General features: G+C 47.6%; 20 protein-coding genes and 8 tRNA genes. 16 read left to right on the top strand and 12 right to left on the bottom strand.

Translation table 11 applies throughout. The annotated features are described in order from the left end of the window. Positions 1-359 precede the first annotated feature (359 nt). Genes JYB87_RS08110 through zwf form a run of 4 tightly spaced genes read right to left on the bottom strand, consistent with a single transcriptional unit; the run spans position 360 to position 5,047 of the window. Positions 360-1,001, bottom strand: a complete 642-nt coding sequence (locus JYB87_RS08110; RefSeq protein ID WP_207356349.1) for a bifunctional 4-hydroxy-2-oxoglutarate aldolase/2-dehydro-3-deoxy-phosphogluconate aldolase — start codon at positions 999-1,001, stop codon at positions 360-362. A 19-nt stretch (positions 1,002-1,020) separates the two neighbouring features. Next, positions 1,021-2,847: a phosphogluconate dehydratase gene (gene edd / locus JYB87_RS08105; protein ID WP_207356348.1), complete on the bottom strand. Its 1,827-nt coding sequence runs from the start codon at positions 2,845-2,847 to the stop codon at positions 1,021-1,023. A gap of 10 nt (positions 2,848-2,857) precedes the next feature. After that, a complete protein-coding gene (gene pgl / locus JYB87_RS08100) occupies positions 2,858-3,562 on the bottom strand; it encodes a 6-phosphogluconolactonase (protein ID WP_207356347.1) in 705 nt (234 codons plus the stop codon). A gap of 12 nt (positions 3,563-3,574) precedes the next feature. Continuing rightward, the gene (zwf, locus tag JYB87_RS08095) at positions 3,575-5,047 is read right to left on the bottom strand and encodes a glucose-6-phosphate dehydrogenase (protein WP_207356346.1); all 1,473 of its coding nucleotides are present in this window, start codon (positions 5,045-5,047) and stop codon (positions 3,575-3,577) included. Positions 5,048-5,379: 332 nt separating this feature from the next. On the opposite strand from zwf, the gene JYB87_RS08090 reads away from it, so the two are divergent. After that, positions 5,380-6,234 (top strand): MurR/RpiR family transcriptional regulator, encoded by an 855-nt coding sequence (locus tag JYB87_RS08090; protein WP_207356345.1) that lies wholly within the window; start codon positions 5,380-5,382, stop codon positions 6,232-6,234. A 192-nt stretch (positions 6,235-6,426) separates the two neighbouring features. Then, a complete protein-coding gene (gene pyk, locus JYB87_RS08085; protein ID WP_207356344.1) occupies positions 6,427-7,866 on the top strand; it encodes a pyruvate kinase in 1,440 nt (479 codons plus the stop codon). Positions 7,867-7,949: 83 nt separating this feature from the next. Here pyk and JYB87_RS08080 read toward each other — a convergent pair whose 3' ends face one another. The 3 genes from JYB87_RS08080 to smrA form a co-directional block, all read right to left on the bottom strand. Beyond that, positions 7,950-10,232, bottom strand: a complete 2,283-nt coding sequence (locus JYB87_RS08080) for an acyl-CoA dehydrogenase (protein ID WP_207356343.1) — start codon at positions 10,230-10,232, stop codon at positions 7,950-7,952. Between the two features lie 15 nt (positions 10,233-10,247). After that, on the bottom strand, positions 10,248-10,880 hold the full coding sequence (locus tag JYB87_RS08075) for a TetR/AcrR family transcriptional regulator (protein WP_207356342.1): 633 nt from the start codon (positions 10,878-10,880) through the stop codon (positions 10,248-10,250). Between the two features lie 93 nt (positions 10,881-10,973). After that, on the bottom strand, positions 10,974-11,564 hold the full coding sequence (smrA, locus tag JYB87_RS08070) for a DNA endonuclease SmrA (RefSeq protein ID WP_207356341.1): 591 nt from the start codon (positions 11,562-11,564) through the stop codon (positions 10,974-10,976). Between the two features lie 112 nt (positions 11,565-11,676). Between smrA and JYB87_RS08065 the strand changes: the two genes are divergently transcribed. Beyond that, entirely contained in the window at positions 11,677-12,282 is a 606-nt protein-coding gene (locus JYB87_RS08065; RefSeq protein WP_207356340.1) for a YybH family protein, read from the top strand. Beyond that, positions 12,260-12,736, top strand: coding sequence for a YchJ family protein (locus JYB87_RS08060; RefSeq protein ID WP_207356339.1), 477 nt, complete (start codon positions 12,260-12,262; stop codon positions 12,734-12,736). The genes JYB87_RS08065 and JYB87_RS08060 overlap by 23 nt, the downstream gene beginning before the upstream one ends. Positions 12,737-12,780: 44 nt before the next feature. Here JYB87_RS08060 and JYB87_RS08055 read toward each other — a convergent pair whose 3' ends face one another. The 3 genes from JYB87_RS08055 to JYB87_RS08045 all read right to left on the bottom strand — a co-directional run bounded on the left by JYB87_RS08055 (position 12,781) and on the right by JYB87_RS08045 (position 15,943). Next, positions 12,781-14,970 (bottom strand): putative bifunctional diguanylate cyclase/phosphodiesterase, encoded by a 2,190-nt coding sequence (locus JYB87_RS08055; protein WP_228729973.1) that lies wholly within the window; start codon positions 14,968-14,970, stop codon positions 12,781-12,783. 119 nt (positions 14,971-15,089) lie between these two features. Then, the gene (locus JYB87_RS08050) at positions 15,090-15,380 is read right to left on the bottom strand and encodes a DUF406 family protein (protein WP_207356338.1); all 291 of its coding nucleotides are present in this window, start codon (positions 15,378-15,380) and stop codon (positions 15,090-15,092) included. A gap of 74 nt (positions 15,381-15,454) precedes the next feature. Further along, positions 15,455-15,943, bottom strand: coding sequence for a VC2046/SO_2500 family protein (locus JYB87_RS08045; RefSeq protein WP_207356337.1), 489 nt, complete (start codon positions 15,941-15,943; stop codon positions 15,455-15,457). Positions 15,944-16,069: 126 nt separating this feature from the next. Between JYB87_RS08045 and JYB87_RS08040 the strand changes: the two genes are divergently transcribed. The 3 genes from JYB87_RS08040 (at position 16,070) to JYB87_RS08030 (ending at position 16,396) form a co-directional block, all read left to right on the top strand. Further along, a tRNA-Tyr gene (locus JYB87_RS08040) sits at positions 16,070-16,154 on the top strand. 39 nt (positions 16,155-16,193) lie between these two features. Next, positions 16,194-16,278 (top strand) — tRNA-Tyr (locus JYB87_RS08035). 33 nt (positions 16,279-16,311) lie between these two features. After that, a tRNA-Tyr gene (locus JYB87_RS08030) sits at positions 16,312-16,396 on the top strand. 223 nt (positions 16,397-16,619) lie between these two features. Here the strand turns inward: JYB87_RS08030 and queE are convergent. Continuing rightward, positions 16,620-17,288, bottom strand: coding sequence for a 7-carboxy-7-deazaguanine synthase QueE (queE, locus tag JYB87_RS08025; protein WP_207356336.1), 669 nt, complete (start codon positions 17,286-17,288; stop codon positions 16,620-16,622). Positions 17,289-17,428: 140 nt separating this feature from the next. Here queE and queC point away from each other — a divergent pair, with 140 nt between their 5' ends. Both queC and rrtA read left to right on the top strand, forming a co-directional pair. Continuing rightward, a complete protein-coding gene (gene queC, locus JYB87_RS08020) occupies positions 17,429-18,151 on the top strand; it encodes a 7-cyano-7-deazaguanine synthase QueC (protein WP_207356335.1) in 723 nt (240 codons plus the stop codon). Beyond that, positions 18,148-18,735, top strand: coding sequence for a rhombosortase (rrtA, locus tag JYB87_RS08015; protein ID WP_207356334.1), 588 nt, complete (start codon positions 18,148-18,150; stop codon positions 18,733-18,735). Before queC ends, rrtA begins: the two co-directional genes overlap by 4 nt. 83 nt (positions 18,736-18,818) lie before the next feature. Here the strand turns inward: rrtA and uvrB are convergent, their stop codons facing one another. Beyond that, entirely contained in the window at positions 18,819-20,846 is a 2,028-nt protein-coding gene (gene uvrB / locus JYB87_RS08010) for an excinuclease ABC subunit UvrB (protein WP_207356333.1), read from the bottom strand. A gap of 836 nt (positions 20,847-21,682) precedes the next feature. Here uvrB and JYB87_RS08005 point away from each other — a divergent pair. From JYB87_RS08005 to rsxB, 7 genes are all read left to right on the top strand, one after another. Further along, positions 21,683-21,758, top strand: a tRNA-Asn gene (locus JYB87_RS08005). Positions 21,759-21,779: 21 nt separating this feature from the next. After that, positions 21,780-21,855 (top strand) — tRNA-Asn (locus tag JYB87_RS08000). Between the two features lie 20 nt (positions 21,856-21,875). Then, positions 21,876-21,951: transfer RNA gene (locus JYB87_RS07995), tRNA-Asn, on the top strand. Positions 21,952-21,970: 19 nt separating this feature from the next. Beyond that, positions 21,971-22,046, top strand: a tRNA-Asn gene (locus tag JYB87_RS07990). Positions 22,047-22,069: 23 nt separating this feature from the next. Beyond that, positions 22,070-22,145 (top strand) — tRNA-Asn (locus JYB87_RS07985). A gap of 221 nt (positions 22,146-22,366) precedes the next feature. After that, entirely contained in the window at positions 22,367-22,945 is a 579-nt protein-coding gene (rsxA, locus tag JYB87_RS07980) for an electron transport complex subunit RsxA (protein WP_207356332.1), read from the top strand. 11 nt (positions 22,946-22,956) lie between these two features. Then, positions 22,957-23,499, top strand: coding sequence for an electron transport complex subunit RsxB (rsxB, locus tag JYB87_RS07975; RefSeq protein ID WP_207356331.1), 543 nt, complete (start codon positions 22,957-22,959; stop codon positions 23,497-23,499). The last annotated feature ends 3 nt before the right edge of the window (positions 23,500-23,502 follow it).

The raw sequence follows: 23,502 nt of genomic DNA, 5'->3' as shown, positions 1-23,502 counted from the left end.
TTATGCAGATAAAAGCAAATATTAGTTAAAACCCTATAGAATCAGCATTCATGGGAGTTTGATGAATGTCACGACATTAGTTTTTCTAATGTAGACCTACAATTTTTCTCGTTTGTTGAAAAATCTGCCGAGGCCTAGAATGCACAGCATGTTGAGGACGAGCTTAACTCTCTTATCAACGATAGGCATCAAGCCTAGTTGATAGTGTTAGAAAGTTTGCTCAAGGTTCTTATGCTTGACTTCCTTCCTTCAATTTGTTGATTGCGATATTTTTAGTTGCCCATTCGTTTGAATGGGCTTTTTTTTTTGCCGTTTTCGTAGCTAAAAACACAATTAAAAACGGCAAAGGAAAAAGCGGCTTATAAGCCGCTTAATGCTTCCTGACATAACTTGGTGATATGGTCCCAGTCACCTGATTCCATGGCGCTCACCGGCGCAATCCAACTACCACCGATACAGTCAACGTTAGGCAGTTTCAGATAATCACGATAGTTTTCTGGGGTAATACCACCGGTTGGGCAGAAATGTACACCAGACAATGGACCACCAAACGCTTTCAACGCACCCACGCCACCCGAGGCTTCTGCTGGGAAGAATTTAAAGAACTGGTAGCCTTGGCTCAGCCCTTCCATGACTTCAGAGATACTCGCAACACCGGGGATCAATGGAATAGAGCCCGCTTTACCCGCTGCCAAAATAGAAGGCGTTGCACCAGGTGTGATGGCAAACTGTGAGCCAGCTTCAGTAGCTTGCTGCAGCTGTTCTGCGTTCAAAATAGTACCTGCACCAACAACCGCTTCAGGCACTTCTTTGGCAATTTTGCTAATTGCGGCTAAAGCACACTCAGTACGTAAAGTCACTTCGAGTACGCGGATCCCGCCAGCAACCAACGCCTTCGCCAGTGGCACAGCATGTTCAAGCTTGTTGATAACCATTACAGGAATCACAGGGCTCAGTTTGAACACGTCCTGAGGCTGCATTGACCAATTATTTGTTGTCATTCTTTTACGTCCTTAACGGTTAATAATATTCATCAACAGCACTGGTGCTGCGCGCACCGGTTTCTGGGCTAGAGAAGCTGGCTCTCATCGCACTAAATAATTCGCGTCCCATGCCGTAACGCACCTGACGTAATGGCACTTCTTCGGCTTGTCGCGCTGCAATAACAGCATCATCGACCAATAACGAAATCTCACCCGTTTCTGCGTCAACACGGATCATGTCGCCGTTTTGCACTTTGGCGATTAAACCACCTTCAAGCGCTTCAGGCGTTAGATGAATTGCCGCAGGCACTTTACCCGAAGCTCCAGACATACGGCCGTCAGTCACCAAGGCAACGTGATAGCCACTGTCTTGCAGTGAGCCAAGAATTGGGGTCAGTTTGTGTAATTCCGGCATACCATTGGCTTTTGGCCCTTGGCCTTTGACCACAATCACACAATCTCGGTTGAGTTCACCCGCTTTGAACAAGCCATTGAGTTTGTCCTGATCATCAATGACGACGGCGGGGGCTTCTACCACGCGGAATTTAGGATTAACCGCAGACACTTTCATCACTGCACGGCCCAAATTACCTTTCAGCAGTTTCAAGCCACCGTTGGGTTGGAATGCTTGCGCAATTGGCGCCAGTACTTCGGTGTCTAAACTAACGGTTGGACCATCAACCCACACCAAGTTGCCATCAATTAACTTCGGCTCTTGGGTGTAACGTCGCAGACCGTATCCTGCAACAGTAGCCACATCTTCATGCAGCATACCGGCATCCAGCAGTTCTTTAACGAGGAAGGCCATACCACCAGCAGCGTGGAAATGGTTGATGTCAGCATGCCCGTTTGGATAAACCCGTGCCAGTAGCGGCACAACGGCAGACAATTCAGCAAAATCATCCCAGTTAATGATGATGCCAGCAGCACGTGCAGCGGCAACGATATGCATGGTTAAGTTGGTTGAGCCACCGGTTGCCAACAGCGCAACAATGCCGTTGACAATCGATTTTTCATTGACGATTTCACCAATCGGGGTGTAATCGGTACCCAAGCTGGTCAAACGACACACTTGACGTGCAGCCGCTTGTGTCAATGCGAGACGTAATGGATCATCTGGATTCACAAAAGAAGAACCAGGTAGCTGTAACCCCATCACTTCCAGCACTAACTGATTACTGTTTGCCGTGCCATAGAAGGTACAAGTACCCGCGCTATGGTAGGACTTGGATTCAGCTTCAAGCAGTGCCGCACGGTCGACTAAGCCTTGAGCAAATTTCTGCCGAATACGGGCTTTTTCTTTATTCGGAATACCGGAGCGCATTGGGCCAGCTGGCACGAACAGCATCGGCAGATGACCAAAGCTCAATGCACCAATCAACAATCCAGGCACAATCTTGTCACAGATCCCCAGCAGCAACGCACCATCAAACATATTGTGTGACAAGCCAACTGCGGTCGCCATTGCAATCACTTCACGGCTGATCAGACTTAGCTCCATCCCCGGCTGACCTTGAGTGACACCATCACACATAGCAGGAACACCCCCTGCAACTTGTGCAACGCTACCGACTTCTTGGCACGCCTGCTTGAGGATTTGCGGATAATGCTCATAAGGCTGATGGGCTGAAAGCATATCGTTGTAGGCTGTGACAATACCGACGTTTGCTTTGGTTAATTGCAATAACGCGTTTTTGTCATCTGCCGAACACGCCGCAAAGCCGTGCGCTAAGTTACCGCAGCTCAGTTTGCCACGATGAACGCCTTGTCCTTTCGCCTCAGCAATAGCAGCTAAGTACTTGCCGCGATGCTCTTGACTGCGGGCAATGATCCTATCGGTCACTGCCTGAATTGTTGCATGCATGAGTTACTCCTTAAGCACTCCAAAATACATCGACAGGTGTCTTATGCTGTGCCAACACAGCACGGATAGGCATCTCTGTTACCACGTCGCTTGCAAGTGCTTTTTTATAGACGTCGAGCTTCTGCTCGCCCACCAGATGCAAATAGATCTGGCGGCTATTTAAAATCGCTTTTTTACTGAAGGTAATGCGTTCATAGGGTGCAGTGGTAGGCTGAACCGCACACAGTAACGCATCGGTATTTAGCGCGGTATTCAACTCGGTTGGTGCCGCACATGGGAACCAAGAACAGGTATGACCGTCATTGCCCATGCCCAAAATCACGATATCGAATGGACGTGGGAAATTAGCCAACTGCTCAGTCGTCATATCGACACCCGCGGCTGCCGTGGCAAACATGTTTTTCAGACCACGAAATTTGGCGTTAGCCGCACGATTTTGCAGCAAAACACTACGCACAGTATTTTCGTTAGAATCTTGATGATCAGCGTCAACCCAACGCTCGTCGGCGAGCGTGATAAACACCTCGCTCCAATCAATCGGCTTATGGCTGAGTTTGTTAAACAAGCCAGTCGGCGTTTTACCGCCAGAAACCACTAAACTGGCTTCGCCACGCTTATCAATTGCTTCTTGCAGGCCAGCCGCAATCCGATCAGCAAGCTGTTGCTCTAACGCTTCAGTGTTATCAAATGATTTAAATACTGCTTCTTTGATCATTCGAGAACTCCTTTATTCATCCCAAGAACGGCCGTCTTTGGTGATAAGTGCGACAGAGGCAACCGGTCCCCACGTACCTGCTGGGTATGATTTTGGACGTTCGCCACTTTGTTCCCACGCTTGGATAATACCGTCAACCCATGTCCACGCTTGCTCAACTTCGTCGCGACGCACGAACAGCGCTTGGTTGCCCGACATGGCTTCCAACAGCAGACGCTCATAGGCATCGGCAATGCGTTCTGTTTTGAAGGTATCGGAGAAGCTCAAATCCAGTTTGGTGGTTTGCAGACGTTGTTTCTGCTCCAAGCCCGGCACCTTGTTCATCATCTGAATTTCAACGCCTTCATGCGGCTGCAAACGGATAGTCAGCTTGTTCGGTGGCAAATTACGGTAGCTTTCACGATACAAGTTGTGTGGTGGATTCTTGAAATAGATAACAATTTCAGAGCTTTTCACTGGCATACGCTTGCCGCTACGCAAGTAAAAAGGAACACCCGCCCAACGCCAGTTATCGATATCCACGCGCAGTGCAACGAAAGTTTCAGTGTTAGAGGTGACGTTTGCATCTTCCTCTTCGAGATAACCCGGTACCGGTGAACCTTTCAAGAAACCAGCGGAATACTGACCACGGACGGTGTTTTCAAACACGTTATCCATGTTGATAGGTCGCAATGACTTCAGCACTTTCACCTTTTCGTCACGCACGCTATCAGCATTCAAATTGACCGGAGGATCCATCGCCACTAGCGTCAACACTTGCAACAAGTGGTTTTGAATCATGTCACGCATCTGACCCGCTTTATCGAAGTAACCCCAACGGCCTTCGATACCCACTTCTTCTGCCACGGTAATTTGCACGTGATCAACAGTACGGTTGTCCCACTTAGACGCAAACAGCGAGTTAGCAAAACGCAGGGTTAACAGGTTTTGTACTGTTTCTTTGCCTAAGTAGTGGTCAATACGATAAACCTGCTTCTCTTTAAAGTAGGCAGACACTTGATCGTTGATGACTTTTGATGAAGCTAAATCTGAACCGATAGGTTTTTCAAGCACCACGCGAGTTTCTGGGGTGATCAAACCTTGTTCGTGCAGACAACGACAAATGTCACCGAAAATGGCAGGCGGAGTCGCAAAATAATTCACGGTAACGCGCGTTGCTGGGTCGAGCACCTCATGAAATGCCGCATATTCTTCTACATCGGTAAAATTCGCACCCACGTAGTGACAACGGGCTAAAAAGCGCTTCACGATTTCGTCGTTCAATGGTTCTTTAACGAACGTTTTCAGCGATTGAGTCACACGCTCAACAAACTCTTCACGTGTGAATTTGTCTTTGGCGACACCAATAACACGTGTGTCTGGATGCAAAAGATCAGCTTTATCCAGCTGATATAAGGAAGGTAGTAACTTGCGTCGGGCCAAATCTCCTTTCGTACCAAAAAGAACGAAATCACAAGCTTTGGTCTCTGATGCTGGCTTGCCCATTACTTTACTGTCTCCATTGTGACAACGGTTGCCGTTCTATAATTACCAGAGGCAACCGTTCTATTAGGAAATCAAATACAAATTTGTTGTAATATAACAACACACATATTCGTTTGCACCTAGTATTTAGTCGAACACAATGAAATAGAATCTAGGCATAATATGAACAAGTCTGATATGCTCTTTTTGCCTAAAATCAAGACGTTCTCGTCTGTTTACAGCGATTTCATTGACGTAAACAACTAAAGGTGCGTTTTGTATTCTTGTTCACAGCCTTGTGACACAAGAATTAATAAAATTACATAACCAAAATCCAGCGGACGTTACAAAGTATGAATACTCTTGAAAAGGTTCAGAAGAACCTGCCTCATTTCAGCAAATCGGAACGCAAAGTTGCCGAAGTGATTCTGGCTTCGCCCCAGACAGCCATTCATTCCAGCATCGCCACGCTGGCAAAACTTGCTGATGTCAGTGAACCTACGGTTAACCGTTTTTGTCGTCGTTTAGACACAAAAGGCTTTCCTGATTTCAAACTGCATCTTGCGCAAAGTCTTGCTAATGGTACTCCGTATGTTAGCCGACATGTAGAGGAAGATGACACTCCAGATTCATATACCAACAAAATCTTCGAATCTTCAATGGCTTCGCTCGACACGGCTCGTCAAAGTATCGACGCTATCGCTATTAATAAAGCGGTTGATGTATTAACACAAGCTAAAAAAATCTCCTTTTTTGGCTTGGGAGCATCCGCATCAGTCGCACACGATGCACAAAATAAATTCTTCCGTTTTAACGTCCCGGTCGTTTGTTTTGATGATGTGTTAATGCAACGCATGAGCGCTATTAGCAGTACTGAAGGCGATGTTGTGGTGTTAATTTCCCATACAGGCCGCACCAAGTCGCTGATTGATATCGCCCGCTTTGCCCGCGAAAACGGCGCCTCGGTGATTGGTATTACCGCCAAGAACTCACCACTGAGTAAAGAATGTACCCTGCCTGTGACGCTTGAAGTGCCAGAAGATACTGACATGTATCTGCCAATGGCCTCACGTTTAGCGCAACTGGTGGTGATTGACGTGTTAGCGACTGGCTTTACCTTACGCCGTGGCCCACGTTTCCGTGAAAGTTTAAAACGCGTAAAAGAGGCACTAAAAGAGTCTCGGATTGAAAAAAGTGATCAACTGTAATTCATTTCCTGTAAAATTCCGCTCCCAAGTGCGCCCTTGAGCATCAATGGCGCATTTTTTGTCATAAAATTTGTCTAAACTTACAAAAATAAATTTTGAGTCAGATCTGTTTTTTGTTCGTAAGTTTCCTACACTCCAGCATTTTGTATGATAAAATGCATCCCAGATTCTTTAAACTTAACGGAGTTAACTATGTTCCGCAGAACTAAAATCGTTACTACTCTGGGCCCAGCCACAGACCGTGATGATAACCTGCGCAAAATCATCGCAGCAGGTGCCAACGTTGTTCGCTTGAACTTTTCCCACGGCTCCCCAGAAGATCATATGAAGCGTGCAACTGACGTGCGTAACATTGCCAAAGAACTTGGCAAGCACGTAGCAATTCTTGGTGATCTTCAAGGCCCTAAAATCCGTGTTTCTACTTTCAAAGACAATAAGAAAGTACAACTCGAATTAGGTCAAACATTCGTGTTGGATGCTGAGTTAGCTAAAGGCGAAGGTAACGAAAACCAAGTAGGCATCGACTACAAAGAGCTGCCAGATGACGTCACCGTAGGTGATATTCTGATGCTCGATGACGGTCGCGTACAGCTGCGCGTAGAAGCGGTAGAAGGTCGTCGGGTAATCACTTCTGTGACGGTTGCAGGCCCATTGTCTAACAACAAAGGCATCAACAAGAAAGGCGGCGGCTTGTCTGCTGCTGCACTGACAGAAAAAGATAAAGCCGACATTATCACTGCTGCGCAAATTGAAGTGGACTATCTTGCGGTATCGTTCCCTCGCTCTGGCGCAGATTTGGAATACGCACGTGAATTAGCACGTGCAGCGGGTAGCCAAGCCCTTATCGTATCCAAAGTTGAACGTGCAGAAGCTGTCGCCACTGAAGAAGCAATGGATGATGTGATTCGTGCGTCTGATGCGGTTATGGTTGCCCGTGGTGACTTGGGTGTTGAAATCGGTGACGCTGCGCTGGTAGCTGTGCAAAAACGTTTGATTGCCCGTTCACGTCAACTGAACAAAGTCGTGATCACTGCAACCCAAATGATGGAATCGATGATCACCAGTCCAATGCCAACGCGTGCAGAAGTGATGGACGTGGCAAACGCGGTACTCGACGGTACCGACGCGGTGATGTTGTCAGCTGAAACCGCTGCCGGTAACTTCCCAGAAGAAACCGTTAAAGCAATGGCCAACGTTTGTTTGGGCGCAGAAGCGCATCCAAGCGTTCGTGTTTCTAAGCATCGCTTGGATGAACACTTTGCTTCTATTGAAGAAACTGTCGCACTGGCGACCATGTACGCTGCGAACCACTTGGACGGCGTGAAAGCGATTATTGCGCTGACGGAATCAGGTGCAACGCCAAAACTGATGTCACGCATCAGCTCTTCATTGCCGATTTTTGCGCTGGCGCGTCATCCACGCACCTTAGCAGCCATGGCGCTATACCGTGGTGTCTACCCAGTGCAATTCGATACTACCGCTTATGCGGCAGAAGAAGTGGCTCAACGCGCGTTAGATTGTTTGCGTGAAAAAGGCGTATTGCAATCAGGCGACTTGGTATTGATGACCAAAGGCGACGTAATGGAAACCATTGGTGGCACTAACACCAGCAAGGTGTTGATTGTCCCTTAGTGGTAATTCACTCGCTCTACAGTGACAAAAAAGGTACGCATCGCGTACCTTTTTATTGCCTAACTAACTACTCGCCCCAATGGTTAGAGCTGCACAAAATCATCAACATTAATGGCAGCAAGACGTAATTCATTCGCGGCAAACAGATAGCCTGCGTCCTCTTCAGAAATCACCTTCGCTTTTACGCCCAAGACAATCAGCGCTTCAATACTCAAGCCTTTTGCCAAGCGGCCATCTGTTTGGGCATTACGTAAACGCTCAAACAACTCGCGCGCGTCATACAAGGCACGAAACGCCCTTTCAACTTCGGCAATGCCAGAATTGTCGTTATCTTTAAAGGTTGGCGATAGAAAGGTTAATCGCTCACGCGCAGGCGTTGGTTTCAGCATGCCTTTGACAACTTGCTTGGTCAATTCATCAGAGGGACCTTTAAACCTATTACCTAACGGGAACACCACTAATCGTAATAACCAACTCATTGGACGATTCGGGAAATTCCGAATAGCCGCCTCCATTGCCTCAGCCATTTTTTGTAGGCGGGTATCTAAGACATGCTTAACTATCGGTAAGTCATCAAATTGGCGACCATGATCTTCAAACAACTTCAGTGTTGCCGAAGCCAAATACAATTGACTTAACACGTCACCAAGGCGCGCCGAAATCATTTCACGACGTTTTAAATCACCGCCTAACACTAACATGGCGATATCGGTTACAAAGGCTAATCCTGCAGAAAAACGCCCTAACCATTTGTAATAATTTCGGGTTTCACCGCTCACCGGAGCACTGGCAAAGTAACTGCCAGTGACGGCATGTAGTAATGCAGCCCCCGCATTGCGCGCACTGTAACCCAAATGCCCCATCAATAATGCATCAAAACGAGTTAAGGCTTCGTCGTGATTCTGCATCTGTGCCGCTTCCATCTCAGCCAACACATAGGGATGGCAACGGGTGGCACCCTGACCAAAAATCATCAAACTACGGGTGAGAATGTTAGCGCCTTCAACGGTGATCGAGATGGGGTTAGCCATATAGCCATGGGCGAGGTAATTTTTCGGGCCCATTTGGATCCCCTTACCCGCTTGAATATCCATTGCATCATTCATCACCTGACGCCCGAGTTCGGTCATATGATATTTGGCGATGGCAGTGACGACAGAAGGCTTCACCTTTAAATCGATGCCAGTGGTCGTCAATCTGCGTGCGGCTTCCAGCTGATAAGTGTTGGAAATAATCCGAGCTAACGCTTCCTGTACGCCTTCAAACTGGCCAATAGACAAGCCAAATTGCTTACGAATATAGCTATAGGCGGTGGTGGTTTTAGTGGCGAGATGACCACTTGCAGTCGCCAACGCTGGCAATGAAATTCCGCGCCCAGCAGACAGACACTCCACCAGCATGCGCCAACCTTTACCCGCATAGTCTGGGCCGCCGATAATCCAATCTAACGGAATGAACACTTCATTCCCTTGGGTGGTGCCGTTCATAAACGCCATATGTAATGGGTCGTGTCTGCGGCCAATTTCGACGCCGGAGTGATCGGTTGGGATCAACGCACAGGTAATCCCGAGCTCTACTTTATCACCAAGCAGATGGTCAGGATCGCGCATCTGAAACGCCAATCCCAGCACAGTTGCTACAGGTGCAAGCGTAATGTAACGCTTATTCCAGGTCAGTTTAAGCCCGAGAGTTTGTTCACCGTTAAACTCACCTTGACACACAACGCCTACATCTGGAATTGCGCCTGCATCTGAGCCTGCTTCTGGGCCGGTAAGCGCAAAACATGGGATCTCCTCTCCATTGGCTAATGCGGGTAACCAATGTTGCTTTTGCTGCTCTGTGCCGTAATGAGTAAGTAGCTCACCGGGGCCTAAGGAGTTCGGCACCATTACAGTTACCGCGACGCTTAAACTGCGGCTGGCAATCTTGCTGACAATCGTGGAGTTTGCATAGGCAGAAAACGCCTTACCGCCAAACTTTTTCGGAATGATCAGTGCAAAGAACCCCTCTTGTTTGAGGTAGTTCCATACTTCTGGTGGTAAATCGCGGCGCTTATTGACGATGTCATAATCATCAATCATGTTAATTAAGGTGTTGACTTGATTATCAATAAAGGCTTTTTCTTCGGTTGACAGTACCGGCTTGCCGTAGCTATGCAGCAGTTCCCAATTGGGCTTGCCACGAAACAGCTCTGCTTCCCACCAAATATCGCCCGCATCCATCGCTTGGCGCTCAGTTTCAGACAAAGGCGGCAACACTTTGCGAAAGAATTTCAGAACCGGCGTAGAAATAAACTTCAGCCGAACATCTCTTACAAAAAACAGCACAATCAATGCTGCCACTAATAACAATACAAATATCGTCATATCATCACCTACTGGTTAAGCAGATACCGCAACGCCAGCGGCGATGTACGGGATCACTTTACGAATAACCGTTTCAATATTGTTTTTCTCAGCAAAATCATTGGCTGCAATATCAATCAGCGCATCCGCCGAGGCCATAGTAAACACCACAGTGCCCAAGGTGAAATGTAAGCGCCAGAAAATGTCAGCTTCGGGGATATCGGGCACGCTGGTATGCACAGCGGAAACAAAACTGCTCAGATGTGTGCCGTATTGCGAGGTGATAAACCAACGTAAGTGACCTTGGCTTTCGATATAACCGCGCCCAAGCAACTGCAAGAAGGTGCGAGTCCCGCCAACGCGGACAGTGTTTAGTTGCAATAGCGGCTCGACTAGCGCCGAAAATATGTCAAATAACGATGCCTGCGGATTGTCTTGCTGCAATTGCGTAATAGCAGTTGATGCCGCAGGCATAAATTGATCGAGATAGCGCGCCAGCACCGCTCGGATGAGTTCGCGTTTGGAGCCAAAATGATAGTTCACAGAGGCAAGGTTCACCTCCGCCTTACTGGTGATAAGACGCAGCGATGTTTCCGAAAACCCGCGTTCTGCAAACAATTTTTCTGCTGCATCAAGGATTTTGGTTTTGGTATCGATTCTGCTGGACATAGCGACTCCAACAATTTTAAACATACGTTTAAATTAATTGTTGCTACCCACCTTGTCAAACAAAAACACCGCGGACAAACGTCTAATAAGCCCTTAGCGTTTACGTACCCCACGACTGTTTAATTCGCGGCTTTCGACTCGCTTTGCGCTGGATTTAGGCAACATCACATAGACAGCGCCATAGCCGCCATGATGCCGCTGAGCACTGTGATAAGCCATCACCTCGTCTACCTGAGCCAACCAATAGTTAACACAGGATTTCATTAAGCCGGGGAAAGGCTTACTGCTATGACCTTTGCCGTGGATGACTAAGACACAGCGGTGACCACGTTCTACCTGCGCCAACAAAAATGACAGCAGGCTATCACGCGCTTGCCGAAGCGACATGGCGTGAATATCTAACTCAGCAGCGATTTGATACTGTCCTTGGCGAAAATTTTTAAACACCGCTTCCTGCACACCATCACGTTTAAAACTCAACATATCGTCGGGTTTTAGCGGCGGAATTTGACTCAAATCCAAGGTAAGTCGTTGATGATATTCGCTCAATTCCGCCGCTGCTTTTTTGGCGAGTTGGCCTTCCGTTGGACCATTACGTAATGCCGTTTGCTGTTCAACATCTTGTTTGATGGGAACAACGTCCGCCATTTCCTCGAGAAACAGTTCTCTGTCGTCTTGGTGCATCGCTATCTTCCCTCTCACAAACAACACTACACACTTTGTAAATAAATCAGGCTTCTGGTAAAAAGGCGCATCCATTATAGTGGCAGCCATGACAGATTCTTCGAAATAGTTGATGAAATTCTTACTAACTGCTTTGATTCTGTGCGCTTCGCTGGCAGCACCAGTGTTTGCAGCAACGAATGACAAAGCCGAGCAAACCGCGTTAAACGCCATTTACGGTGAATTTATTAAGGCATTTAAAGCGCTCGATGCTGCACCGTTGGCCAACGTCTACGCCGACGATACCATTTACGTGCCTGAACAAAACAGTGTCGGCATCGTCAAGGGTAAGACTGATGTACTCGCTTTGTATCAAAAATTTTTCGATCGCGTCAAAAAGCGCCGCGCCGCGCTAGATGTCGATTTTCGTGTTATTGAGCGGCTCCACACCAGCACCAATGAGGTGACTGAGATTGTCTATTACATGGTGCGTTATCATCCCCCGCAAGATACTGAAGAACCGATCAGCGAGTTTGCGGGTAAATTGGTGATGATGCTGAAGAAGAATAACCAACTGCAATGGCGCGTCCAACTGGATATGAGTAATCGTGCCGATGCCAAGCTGTACTACGATGCGACGCCTCATCCCAACTTTTATTATGGCGAGCAATTTTCAGAATTAACGCCAGCGGTTGTACCAGAAAACAATAGCCCCAATGCCTACCAACACACTAAATAAGCCTTGCCCGTGCGGCAGTGGCACAGAGTATGTGAACTGCTGTGGTCAGTTGCACCAACAACAAGCCACAGCACAAACGCCTGAGCAACTGATGCGTTCGCGTTACAGTGCCTTTGTGTTAAAGCAATATCAATATTTGCTCGATACGCACCATGCTGATTTTTGTGGTGCGCTTACAGTAGCACAATTGGCGCAGGCGCAGCCTGAGCAGTGGCTATCGCTGAATGTCGAAGCACATTCAATGTCGGCTAATGTCGGCCAAGTGCGTTTTTGCGCTTGGTATCGAGATGGCGGCACGATTGATGCTATTCACGAGCAGTCCAATTTCGTTCTTGAAGATGGTCGCTGGTTTTACACCGATGGTGAACTATTGAAGGTCAGCTTACCTGGCCGCAATGACCCATGTGTCTGCGGTAGTGGTAAAAAATTTAAGCAGTGTTGTTTGAAACGCTAAGCCTAAAGGACTTAGCGTTTTGCTTTCTTGAACAGGTTAAACGCTTAATGCACGATTGAACTGCTGGATTGCAAATCAATAAAGTGAGAAAAATCCGCTTCTCTTAATGCTGGACTATAAAGGAAGCCTTGCGCCTGATGGCACAAGTTTTCCGTCAAAAACATCTCTTGTTCCTGATCTTCAACCCCTTCCGCCGTCAGCGATATATTCAACGCTTTTGCCATCGCAATGATTGCGCTGACAATCTCTCGACTTTGATGACTAATGGTCAGATCAGAGATAAATGAGCGATCAATTTTCAATTTACTGATGGGGAACTGCTTCAGATAGCGCATTGAGCTATAGCCAGTACCAAAATCGTCGATGGCCAGTCCCACGCCCAACTCCGCTAATTCCTGACAAAGATTGGTGGCATAACGAATATCTTCCATCAACTCGGTTTCGGTAATCTCTAAAATCAAGGTGCGATGTTTTATCGGATAGCGCGTCAACAAATCCCACACCTGTTCATACAGGTTACCGCCGAAAAATTGCCGTGCCGATACGTTCACATGCATCGTCAGACTGATGTCATGGTGCTGCCACAGATAGAGTTGTTTGCAGGCGGCTTCTAATACCCAAGATCCAATGGCATTAATCAGCCCTTTCTGCTCGGCAATCTCAATGAATGTACCGGGATAAAGCACACCCCGTTTGGGATGATGCCAACGAATTAATGCTTCTGCGCCGATATATCGTTGAGTTTGTAGGTCTTTAAGTGGCTGATAATAAAGCTCAAACTGCTTTTTACGAATTGCGTGAATAAGGTCACGCTCAATCTCTGAGTCGTCTTTAAAAGCTTCCAGCAGATCCGAAGTAAAACTTCTAATCGGCATCCCCTGCTTCTTTTTGGCATGTTGCAATGCAATATCTGCACAGGTTAACGGCGATGCAATTGCCGTCACAGCACCAATATCTACAATGGCTATCGCAGGGCGCACATCCACAGATTCGCTACCAAAAGCGACCGGATGAGACAACTGCTGATAAAGCTTATTGATATGAATATCAAGGTCTTGGCCTGAATCACTATCGAGTAATAAGGCAAACTCATCACTGCCAATTCTCGCAGCCATACAAGGTGGCTTAAAGCGAGCATCGGTAAAGTGCTTCAAACGACGGGCAATTTCAACCAACAACTGATCGCCACGCTCATGGCCATAAGTATCGTTATATCGTTTAAAACCGACCAGATTGAGCAACACCAGTTTGCCATCAGTCATCCGGTCAAGTTGGCGTTTAAAATAGGTGCGATTGTAAAGACCAGTAAGACTGCAATGCCAAGCGTAGAACTCAAGTTCTTGCTGGTTTTGCTTAGTTTCGGTGTAATCTTCTGCCGATACTAGCGCGTATTGTTTGCCCATTGGCGAGACAAAATGGCTAGCAAAAAACTTCACCCAAATCTTTTCATCACGGCTATTGGTAAGTGAAAAAATCTGCCGTACAACATTGCCCTGCAGCAGTTCCGCTAATACTTGCTGAGCGTCTTCTGGATGTTGCTTGAAATACGCTAACTCAGCAAGGCTCCGACCTTCAATTCTATCACGTGGGATGCCGGTGATGATTTCATGGGCGCCGTTTACATATTCAACGGTTTGCTTATTGAGATTGACCAGCAAGGTGATCTGACGAGATTTTTCAATTGCGGATTGAAACAGACTCAGCATCTCGTCTTGATAATAAGCATTGCTGGTGGCGAGTGTGAGCGCTAGTTGATCTGCTACATGAGAAGCAAAACTGATATCGGCTTCCCCCCAAGCGGCAACATCACCTAATCGTTCAAGGCACACTACCCCTTCAATGTGTCCATTAATACGAATGGCAATGTCGAGCAAGCTGCCGATGTTATTTGGCAGCAGATAGTGGTCACGTAATTCACTTAAGCGGAAATCGACCACCGCATCGGCAGCATCAATATGCAAATGCTGATGCAATTCAGCAACGTAATTGCCAACATCCACCAAATGCTGCGGACGACAGACGTCAGGTTGGCTACCAACCCGTGCCACTTCAAATTGGATATTTTGATCTTTCGACCACGACAACACGCTAACACGTTCGACATTGAGATGTTCACTCAATAAACGGCAAGCAAGATCTGCAGTGGCAACAAAATTTCCTTTCTGTTTGGCCTCGGAATTCGTTAGCGACTCCAGTAACCGTCTATACTCCCCACGATTAACGCTAATTCCCAAACCAATCACCTATTTTAAATATCTACGACGCCTAATATACGGGTGCTTTTGAAGGGTACACAGACGTGCTATTCCGAGCAATATCTATAATATTTATTTACACTTAACTACAACGTCGTTTACGGCAAACTGTTCTGTAATTGAAAAATCATCTTCTCGGCACTACAGCCAAAGGTGACCAGTAGTTGTGCCCCCTCTGCGGTCGTGACCACTTGATACTGAGCATCTTCAAAACGTGTGCAGGCCTGTTCACCCAGCGCTTGGGCTTGTTGCGTCGCCGACTCACCGACAAAATCCACTTTCAACAAGGTGTCGTTTTCTTCAATCACCGCACCAATATCAACATAACTGCCACACTCAGCGCAGGTGTCATTGACCAAGCTACTCTGTGCATCTTTGATACTTTTCATGATCTTATTCCGGTGGATTTGTGGTTAACCGCGTCATTATATACAGCATTCACAGTGCCAGACTGTGGTGTAATTCACGCTGCTTGATGTTGCGATAGCCAGAGACGCTGCTCGGCTAATTGATCAGCAAAATCAGGGATCTCAGGTAACTTAACGGATGTAGTTCCAGAAAGATGTTGGCGAGTTTGTGGATCAAGGTTTTCCAACACTTCACTGTCGCTTAAGGGATGTTGACCACGGATCACTAAGGCTTCTGGCCGTAAACACTGCTGCAAGCGGAACGCCGTTGCGCCCTCATTAAGGAAGTATTGGCTGTTATCAACCACTTCAGCGTTCTCAGCCACGTTGTCGATGAGCCGTTCTGCAGGGGGTAATTCGAACTGCTTAGCGAGCTTTTCTTGCAGCGCAATACCATCTTGTAGATGAAATTGCGGCCAGTCCCGCGCATCTTGCGACAACATCGCCAGCAGTAACCCAAAGTCACCACGCTGGTTTTGTTCCACAGCACTGCGTAAGGCTGGGGCAATAGTTAGCTCGTTAACGACAATTGACGCTGGCTGCATAAAAAAACATCAATAAAACAATCTGTTGTTATTTAATCGACCAGTTGAACAAGAACTTTAGCGCATTTTTAAAATTCGGGCTTTACATGAAATCTGTTTATGTCTACTATTGCCGCCGCTAAATGAGGAGGGGTTCCCGAGTGGCCAAAGGGATCAGACTGTAAATCTGACGGCTCCGCCTTCGAAGGTTCGAATCCTTCTCCCTCCACCATTTTGCACGGCTTGTAGTGATGTGTTTTGAATAAGCACTGGAGGGGTTCCCGAGTGGCCAAAGGGATCAGACTGTAAATCTGACGGCTCCGCCTTCGAAGGTTCGAATCCTTCTCCCTCCACCATTATTCAACTTCATTTCATTCGCATTCCCTGATGGAGGGGTTCCCGAGTGGCCAAAGGGATCAGACTGTAAATCTGACGGCTCCGCCTTCGAAGGTTCGAATCCTTCTCCCTCCACCATTTTCTTCCTGCTTTATCTTTCCTTGATTCAAAACTCCCAACACAACCGATAATTCCACAACTGCTAAACGCATTATCGCTCGTTTACCTGAGTCTAATACGTATCATCTTGAGCATCCCACAAACGGGTTTTACCCCAGAACTATCAGCGTTGCCCACAAAAAAGCGACATTTACTCAGGTCAATGTCGCTTAATAGCCGCTCACGAAACTCGCTGCATGGGTTAATCAATCTGCAGATATTTGTGTGTTTGCACCGACAAACGCCAATTCCGCTCAATACAGACCCGCATCGCTAATTCAGTTGCGCGCGCTTTTTGACTGATCGGTTGCAGGCAGATGGTCTTGCCTTCAGTGTCGATTGTCGCCAGCAACTGCTCCAACTCTTCGATGTGATGCTCTGTGGCCACAGGATGCTTAATTTCATTGGCACGCTGCAACGCCGTCGTCAGTACCGGCAGTTTGCCCTGCATATTCACTTTGGGTGACACGGTGACCCAAGTCTCGTTGGCGCATTGCACCTCAAAAGTGCCACTGGTTTCAATTTGGCTACTAAAGCCATGTGCATGCAGTTCACTTGTTAATGGCCGCAAATCATACATACAAGGTTCACCGCCGGTGATGACCACATGCTTTGCAGTAAACTGCTGCGCCTTAAACCCATCGATGATATCTGCGGCAGTGAGCTTCGACCAACGGCCAATTTGGCCATCAGTTTGGAAAATCAGCTGCTGCGCGACGGCATTTTCTGGCTGCAATTCCCATGTATGGCGCGTATCACACCAAGGGCAGCCGACTGGACACCCCTGCAAGCGGACAAAGATTGCGGGCACGCCGGTCCATTGGCCTTCACCTTGAATGGTTTGGAAAATCTCATTAACGGGATATTGCATTAACTAACCTCATTTATTTGCGGCGCACTTTATAGAAGATTTTCCGTACAAACGCAATTACCGCGCGATATGGGGTTTAGCGTGTTTTTACGCTAAACTAGCGCCCATTGAAGCAACAAACAGAACAAAACAATTTGAGTATGACAGCAAATAGCAATGCCCCCCAGTCTAAACGTATCGCCATTGTGGTGTTCAGTGGCGGCCAAGACAGTACCACTTGCTTAGTACAAGCCTTGACTCAGTATGACGAAGTACACGCCATCACCTTTGACTATGGCCAACGCCATAAAGCTGAGATTGATGTGGCCAAAGCACTCGCCAGTAAATTAGGCGTTACCAGCCATAAAGTGTTGGATGTGGGGCTGCTGAATGAATTGGCCATTTCGGCGCTCACTCGCGATAACATTCCCGTCTCCAATGAACTGATGGATAACGGCCTGCCCAATACCTTTGTGCCTGGACGCAATATTCTGTTTCTCACGCTGGCCGGCATTTTTGCCTATCAGATTGGTGCTCAAGCTGTGATTACCGGCGTCTGTGAAACCGATTTTTCTGGCTACCCTGATTGCCGCAATGATTTTGTGATTGCGCTAAATAAGGCGCTAGAACTGGGTATGGAACGGCCGCTTAAGTTAGTAACCCCGCTAATGTGGCTCAACAAAGCCGAAACCTGGGCGCTGGCCGATCATTATGGTCAACTGGAATTAGTCCGGCATCATACCCTCACCTGCTATAACGGTATTCAAGGCGACGGCTGTGGCGAATGTCCAGCCTGCAAATTACGCCATCAAGGGCTCGCGGATTATCTCGATAATCAAGCTCAGGTGCAGCAATCGCTACAGCAAAAACTTACTTGCGCATGAGTTATAAACTGCCGCCATTATGGTTTGGAGTACTTGCCATCAGCGCTCTATGCGGCTTGCTGCAATTACTCGGCTTAACCGATCTATTGGCCTATCAGCGTTCTGAGATTGGCAACGGCGAATATTGGCGCTTACTCACAGGTAATCTGCTACACACGAATCTCTGGCATCTGTTGATGAATCTCTCGGGTATGTGGGTTGTGGTGTTTATTCACCGCATGCATTACTCGGCGTCGGGATTCATTGGCCTGATGCTGAGTTTGTTGGTGGTCGAAGGGATTGGGCTTTATTTTGCTGTGCCGAGTTTGTGGGGCTATGTTGGCCTGAGCGGTGTGTTACATGGGCTGTTTAGCTTTGGCAGTCTGTGCGACATCAAATGCGGTTTACAGTCAGGTTACCTGTTATTGCTCGGGGTCAGCGTAAAAGTTGGCTGGGAGCAATATGCTGGCGCCAACAGTGAAGTGACTAACCTGATTAATGCGCCGGTTGCCATTGACGCTCATCTCATTGGGTTATTGAGCGGTGTAATACTGTTTGGCCTTTATTGGCTTGGCAGTCGCTTGCTGCATAAACATCTGCAATAAGCTCATCCGTCACTCGGTTGCTAAGCCACTGACGAAAAAGCCGCTATTTCTAGCGGCTTTTGTATTGATGAGCTTTTGATTGATCAGCCCAAGCGTTTTAACTGTTCATTTAGCGCGGCAATTTCATCACGCAGTTGTGCCGCTTCTTCAAACTCCAGATTACGGGCGTGTTGATACATGCGCTCTTCCATCGCTGTTATCTGCTTAGTTAGCTCGCCAACATTGCCATGATATTGTGCTTTCGGTTCGGCCACTTTTCTTCTGCCACGAATATCCAAATTACTTGGCAGATCGCGTTCTGAACTATCACCAATATCCATCACATCGGTAATCCGTTTCACCACGCCGCGCGGCACTATGCCGTGTTCGAGGTTAAACTGATGTTGCTTCTCACGCCGACGGGCGGTTTCGCCCATCGCCTTTTCCATCGATGGAGTAATTTTATCGGCGTAGAGAATCACCTTACCGTTGACGTTACGCGCCGCACGGCCAATGGTCTGGATCAGTGAACGCTCGGAGCGCAAGAAGCCCTCTTTGTCGGCATCGAAGATACACACCAGTGATACTTCTGGCATGTCCAAGCCTTCACGCAACAAGTTGATGCCCACCAGCACATCAAAGATGCCTTTACGCAAATCGCGAATAATCTCTACCCGCTCAACTGTATCCACATCTGAGTGCAGATAACGGACTTTGACGCCATGCTCATCAAGATATTCGGTCAGATCTTCCGCCATCCGCTTAGTCAACGTGGTCACCAAAATCCGCTCATTAACCGCAACCCGTTTACCCACCTCTGACAGCAAATCATCGACTTGAATTGAAACAGGACGGACTTCAATTTCAGGGTCGAGCAGCCCCGTTGGCCGCACCACCTGCTCAGCAATTTCCCCATCGCTGCGCTCAATCTCGTAACTGCCCGGCGTGGCCGACACATAGATCGTTTGCGGCATTAATGCCTCAAACTCTTCAAACTTGAGCGGTCGGTTATCTAGCGCTGACGGCAAGCGAAAGCCATATTCCACCAGCGTGGTTTTACGCGAACGGTCGCCTTTGTACATAGCGCCCACTTGCGGCACAGTCACGTGGGATTCATCAATGATCATCAAGCCATCATCCGGCAGATAATCAAGCAAAGTTGGTGGGCCTTCACCCGGCGCACGCCCTGACAGATAGCGCGAGTAGTTTTCAATGCCGGAGCAATAACCCAGCTCCATCATCATCTCGATGTCGTACTGCACGCGCTCAGATAAACGCTGCACTTCGACTAATTTATTCAATTGCAGCAATTGTTCGCGACGTTCCCGCAACTCCTCTTTAATCTGCTCCGCAGCGGCGAGGATCTTCTCTCGAGGGGTCACATAGTGGGTTTTCGGGTAGACAGTGGCGCGGGCAATTTTTTTGCTGACGTGTCCGGTCAGTGGATCGAACAGTGACAAGCGATCAATCTCATCATCAAACAATTCCACCCGAATCGCATCGCGATCAGATTCCGCTGGGAAAATATCGATCACCTCGCCACGCACACGGAAGGTGCCACGCGCCAACTCAATATCATTGCGGGTATATTGCAACTCACTTAAGCGTTTAAGAATGTCGCGCTGACCAATAATATCGCCTTGGCGGAGATGCAACAGCATCTTCATGTAGGAATCAGGGTCACCCAAACCATAAATTGCCGAGACCGATGCCACTAACACCACGTCACGCCGTTCTAACAGTGCTTTGGTTGCCGATAACCGCATCTGTTCAATATGGGCGTTAACCGAGGCATCCTTTTCAATAAAGGTATTGGTCGACGGCACATAAGCTTCTGGCTGGTAATAGTCATAATAAGAGACGAAGTATTCCACCGCGTTATGAGGGAAAAACTCCTTCATCTCACCATACAATTGCGCTGCCAAAGTTTTATTAGGCGCAAGAATAATGGTGGGTCGCCCCAACGTAGCAATCACATTGGCGATAGTGAACGTTTTACCTGAGCCGGTTACCCCTAAAAGGGTTTGATGTGCAAGTCCGGCTTCTAATCCTTCAATCAGTTGCTTAATCGCAGTCGGCTGATCGCCAGCAGGGGAATATTGTGATTCGAGTTTGAAAACAGTGTCGGACACGATAACAGCTCCTTCTTCCGAGTAGCCATTGTAATCAGCCTTGTAACCGAGTACCAGAATTGTTCTCGTTAGCGATTATGAGCAGAGACGATTACTGTTGCGAAAACAGAACAAACTTTAGATCGCGATCTCATAAAAACGGCTAAATTTCGCTATTTTGAGTAAAACTGCCCCTATTTAATGCACAGCATTCATGCGAGATTTCCTTACATTTTGAACACTTGTCCCAATCTGCCTACACCAGAGTATTGACTTTTTTAACTATATGTTTTTATTTATTTTTATTCTTTCTAACCAAAACTGTGCATTTTAAGTCCGTTGCAGTAACCACAAGGGTTTGCAGCGTATTTACCGTAATAACTCACAAGGTTATCCACAGAAATAGTGGATAAGTGGCTCAAGCCCCGTAACCATGCGGGATTGCCTAATGCAGGTGCTTTTTGTGACAACTTGATGAAGCCGAAATTAAATTACATTGACCCACAACTACCCCTTATTAATTAGTCGAGGATCATTTCGATAGAGATCACATTGCCCTGCTTCGGTGCAATCAAAAAGATCGTTTTTAATATCCCCTACAGCGAATATTGCCCAGTTTCTATTCAGAGCAGCTTTCACATCATGCTGGAGCGGCAAACTCGCCCTCATTAATCGCCGTTGAAATTTCGCTTAGCTGTTATTTTTTATGCATTATTCGCTAATAATTCACCAAATTTCTGGGGTATGCGCATAAGATAAGCAATTAACGCCGCAATCCGACTTTTTTTGAAAAGGCGAGTTGACTCATCCCAAAGAGCGTTTTACTATGCGCTCCGTCTTCAGAGACACATCGCAATTCCCCTGTAGTTCAGTCGGTAGAACGGCGGACTGTTAATCCGTATGTCACTGGTTCAAGTCCAGTCAGGGGAGCCAAGCGATTCTGAAACAAAGTGTTCCCCTGTAGTTCAGTCGGTAGAACGGCGGACTGTTAATCCGTATGTCACTGGTTCAAGTCCAGTCAGGGGAGCCAATTTTACGTTTAAATGCAATTCCCCTGTAGTTCAGTCGGTAGAACGGCGGACTGTTAATCCGTATGTCACTGGTTCAAGTCCAGTCAGGGGAGCCACTTTTAAACAACAAGCAATTCCCCTGTAGTTCAGTCGGTAGAACGGCGGACTGTTAATCCGTATGTCACTGGTTCAAGTCCAGTCAGGGGAGCCATCTTGTTACTGCAATTCAAATGTTCCCCTGTAGTTCAGTCGGTAGAACGGCGGACTGTTAATCCGTATGTCACTGGTTCAAGTCCAGTCAGGGGAGCCATTGCGTAATTCCCCAGCTCGCTAAACTCAATTCCCCACTACAAACTGAAATCCCACTTGATTGTCGTGACTGTGTGACCAAATCATCACATTGTGCCAACCTGTACCTAGTTCACTGGCGATTCGCCGCTCATTAACGTTATCCCCTTCATTCTATGTGTTGTTTATCGGTGCCTAAATGCCGATAATAAGCGCCCATGAAAATGAACCTATTGCATTGCAATGACTGAATATTTACTGCTGTTGATCGGCACCGTGCTGGTGAACAACTTCGTCTTAGTCAAATTTTTAGGCCTGTGTCCCTTTATGGGCGTTTCGGGCAAGTTGGAGTCGGCGCTCGGTATGGCGATGGCGACCACCTTTGTGCTGACGCTGGCGTCGATTTTGAGTTACTTGGTTAACCAATACCTATTAATTCCGTTTGGGCTGGAATATCTGCGCACCATGAGTTTCATTTTGGTGATTGCCGTCGTCGTGCAATTTACCGAGATGGTGGTGCAAAAAACCAGCGCCGCGCTCTATCGCGCTTTGGGTATCTATCTGCCACTGATTACCACCAACTGTGCGGTATTGGGTGTGGCATTACTTAACGTCAATGAGCAACACAATCTGCTGCAAAGTGCGGTGTATGGTTTTGGCGCAGCAGTCGGGTTTTCATTAGTGTTGATCCTGTTTTCAGCTATGCGTGAGCGGCTTGCTGCCGCAGACGTTCCTAGCCCCTTCCGTGGCGGCGCAATCGCAATGATTACCGCCGGCTTAATGTCGTTAGCCTTTATGGGCTTTACCGGCTTAGTGAAATAACGGAGTAAAGGATGTTAACTGCTGTTGTACTACTGACGCTGCTTGCACTGGTTTTTGGCGTTATTCTCGGCTTTGCTGCAGAGAAATTTCGTGTTGAAGGTAACCCTATTGTCGATCAGCTCGAAGCCCTGTTACCGCAAACCCAATGTGGCCAATGTGGTTTTCCGGGGTGTCGCCCCTATGCAGAGGCAATCGCAAACGGTGAAAAGATTAACCGTTGCCCGCCTGGTGGTACCGCCACCATGGAAAAATTAGCCGAATTGATGGGCGTGGAACCTGAGCCTCTCGCCGCCGAAGCACAGGAACAAGTCAAGAAAGTCGCCTTTATTCGTGAAGAAGAATGTATTGGCTGCACCAAATGTATCCAAGCCTGTCCGGTGGACGCGATTATCGGCGCGGGCAAGTTGATGCACACAGTACTGACGGTCAATTGCACCGGCTGTGATCTTTGTGTGGAGCCCTGCCCTGTAGACTGTATCGACATGATCCCAGTCGCCCAGAACACCCGCAGTTGGGATTGGCGCTTAAATGCCATTCCAGTTAAGACGCTGTAGTTG

Origin of the sequence: Shewanella avicenniae, from assembly GCF_017354945.1 — a bacterium.
Lineage (GTDB): Bacteria > Pseudomonadota > Gammaproteobacteria > Enterobacterales > Shewanellaceae > Shewanella > Shewanella avicenniae.
This window is presented reverse-complemented; position numbering and strand designations above follow the sequence as displayed.

Excerpts from the sequence above, each read along its gene's own strand:
- JYB87_RS08110 (WP_207356349.1), bottom strand. The coding sequence starts at position 1,001 with ATGACAACAAATAATTGGTCAATGCAGCCTCAGGACGTGTTCAAACTG.
- edd (WP_207356348.1), bottom strand. The coding sequence starts at position 2,847 with ATGCATGCAACAATTCAGGCAGTGACCGATAGGATCATTGCCCGCAGT.
- pgl (WP_207356347.1), bottom strand. The coding sequence starts at position 3,562 with ATGATCAAAGAAGCAGTATTTAAATCATTTGATAACACTGAAGCGTTA.
- zwf (WP_207356346.1), bottom strand. The coding sequence starts at position 5,047 with ATGGGCAAGCCAGCATCAGAGACCAAAGCTTGTGATTTCGTTCTTTTT.
- JYB87_RS08090 (WP_207356345.1), top strand. The coding sequence starts at position 5,380 with ATGAATACTCTTGAAAAGGTTCAGAAGAACCTGCCTCATTTCAGCAAA.
- pyk (WP_207356344.1), top strand. The coding sequence starts at position 6,427 with ATGTTCCGCAGAACTAAAATCGTTACTACTCTGGGCCCAGCCACAGAC.
- JYB87_RS08080 (WP_207356343.1), bottom strand. The coding sequence starts at position 10,232 with ATGACGATATTTGTATTGTTATTAGTGGCAGCATTGATTGTGCTGTTT.
- JYB87_RS08075 (WP_207356342.1), bottom strand. The coding sequence starts at position 10,880 with ATGTCCAGCAGAATCGATACCAAAACCAAAATCCTTGATGCAGCAGAA.
- smrA (WP_207356341.1), bottom strand. The coding sequence starts at position 11,564 with ATGCACCAAGACGACAGAGAACTGTTTCTCGAGGAAATGGCGGACGTT.
- JYB87_RS08065 (WP_207356340.1), top strand. The coding sequence starts at position 11,677 with ATGAAATTCTTACTAACTGCTTTGATTCTGTGCGCTTCGCTGGCAGCA.
- JYB87_RS08060 (WP_207356339.1), top strand. The coding sequence starts at position 12,260 with ATGCCTACCAACACACTAAATAAGCCTTGCCCGTGCGGCAGTGGCACA.
- JYB87_RS08050 (WP_207356338.1), bottom strand. The coding sequence starts at position 15,380 with ATGAAAAGTATCAAAGATGCACAGAGTAGCTTGGTCAATGACACCTGC.
- JYB87_RS08045 (WP_207356337.1), bottom strand. The coding sequence starts at position 15,943 with ATGCAGCCAGCGTCAATTGTCGTTAACGAGCTAACTATTGCCCCAGCC.
- queE (WP_207356336.1), bottom strand. The coding sequence starts at position 17,288 with ATGCAATATCCCGTTAATGAGATTTTCCAAACCATTCAAGGTGAAGGC.
- queC (WP_207356335.1), top strand. The coding sequence starts at position 17,429 with ATGACAGCAAATAGCAATGCCCCCCAGTCTAAACGTATCGCCATTGTG.
- rrtA (WP_207356334.1), top strand. The coding sequence starts at position 18,148 with ATGAGTTATAAACTGCCGCCATTATGGTTTGGAGTACTTGCCATCAGC.
- rsxA (WP_207356332.1), top strand. The coding sequence starts at position 22,367 with ATGACTGAATATTTACTGCTGTTGATCGGCACCGTGCTGGTGAACAAC.
- rsxB (WP_207356331.1), top strand. The coding sequence starts at position 22,957 with ATGTTAACTGCTGTTGTACTACTGACGCTGCTTGCACTGGTTTTTGGC.